Source organism: Mesorhizobium sp. M2A.F.Ca.ET.039.01.1.1, assembly GCF_003998035.1.
Classification (GTDB): domain Bacteria; phylum Pseudomonadota; class Alphaproteobacteria; order Rhizobiales; family Rhizobiaceae; genus Mesorhizobium.
On sequence record NZ_RZRY01001167.1, the window covers coordinates 1 to 1299 of the forward strand.

Consider the following 1299-nt stretch of genomic DNA (forward strand, 5'->3'; position numbering starts at 1 on the left):
GCAGGGCTGTCCGGGGAAAGGTTCGGGTGAATCGAAATGCCGCATGTGCATGCCCCGTAAGACGGGGATTTTCCGTCTACCTTCTGGTTGTCGAGACTCAGAAAGGGAACGGGGCATGCGCTTTACGCCTAGCATTCTTGGCAAGCTGGTTGAACCGATCAATCGTCGCCGCTTCCAGACGATTGTGGATAGCCATGATGGGGATGCCTATGACAAGTCGTTCAAGAGCTGGGACCATCTCGTGGTGTTGATCTATGCTCAGCTCAGCGGCGCGACGAGCCTTCGCAGCCTGCAAGCCGGCTGGAACGCCAACTGCCAGCACCATTACCACCTCGGCAGCGACCTGTTGCGGCGCTCGACCTTGTCGGACGCCAACCGGCGCCGCCCTGTAGCCGTCTTCGCCGAGACGTTCGCCCTGCTTGCAGGCCAACTCGACCGGCAGATGCGTCGCGAAGGCAGTGCCATGCTGCGGCTGATCGATTCCACGCCCATCCCGCTCGGCAAGCTTTGCGACTGGGCCAAGTCGAACGGCCGCATCCGCGGCATGAAGCTGCATATCGTCTATGATCCAGACAGCGACTGTCCGCGCGTCCTCGACATCACCGATGCCAACGTCAACGACGCCCAGATCGGCCGCACCATCTCTATCGAAGACGGTGCGACCTACGTGTTCGACAAGGGTTACTGCCACTACGGCTGGTGGACGGCGATCGCGGCGGCGCAAGCCTTCTTCGTCACCCGGCCCAAAACCAACATGGGGCTCAAGCTGGTGTGCGATCGTCCCCTCGCAGCCATGCACGGCGATGGCTTCACCGTGCTTGAGGATGCCGAGGTGAGCTTTGCCAGCAAAGGCGATTCCAAACTGCCGATCCGCTTGCGTCGCATCATCGTGAAGCGAGACGAAGGCGACACCATCACGCTGCTGACCAACGATCTCGAGCGCTCGGCCGCCGACATAGCAGCCCTCTACAAGGGGCGCTGGCAGATTGAGCTCCTGTTCCGCTGGATCAAGCAGCACCTCAAGATCCGTAAGTTCCTCGGCAACAATGACAACGCCATCCGCCTGCAGCTCTTCGCCGCCATGATCGCCTATGCGCTGTTGCGCATTGCAGCGCGCGCATATCGCGTTGCACTGCCGATCCTGCGCTTCACCGACCTGGTGACACGATGCCTGTTCGAGCGGCGCCACATCGCCGCCATCGACAAACCGCCGCCCGTCAATCCAAGTCGAAGGTACCCCCGCTGCTCTCCCGATCAGATGAGCCTCGACTATGTCTAACTTTCCCCGGACAGCCCTGC

1 protein-coding gene is annotated in these 1299 nt (G+C 61.2%); it reads left to right on the top strand.

The window, feature by feature from the left end:
* The first annotated feature begins 115 nt into the window (after positions 1-115).
* A complete protein-coding gene (locus tag EOA24_RS38250) occupies positions 116-1279 on the top strand; it encodes an IS4 family transposase (protein WP_126078352.1) in 1164 nt (387 codons plus the stop codon).
* The last annotated feature ends 20 nt before the right edge of the window (positions 1280-1299 follow it).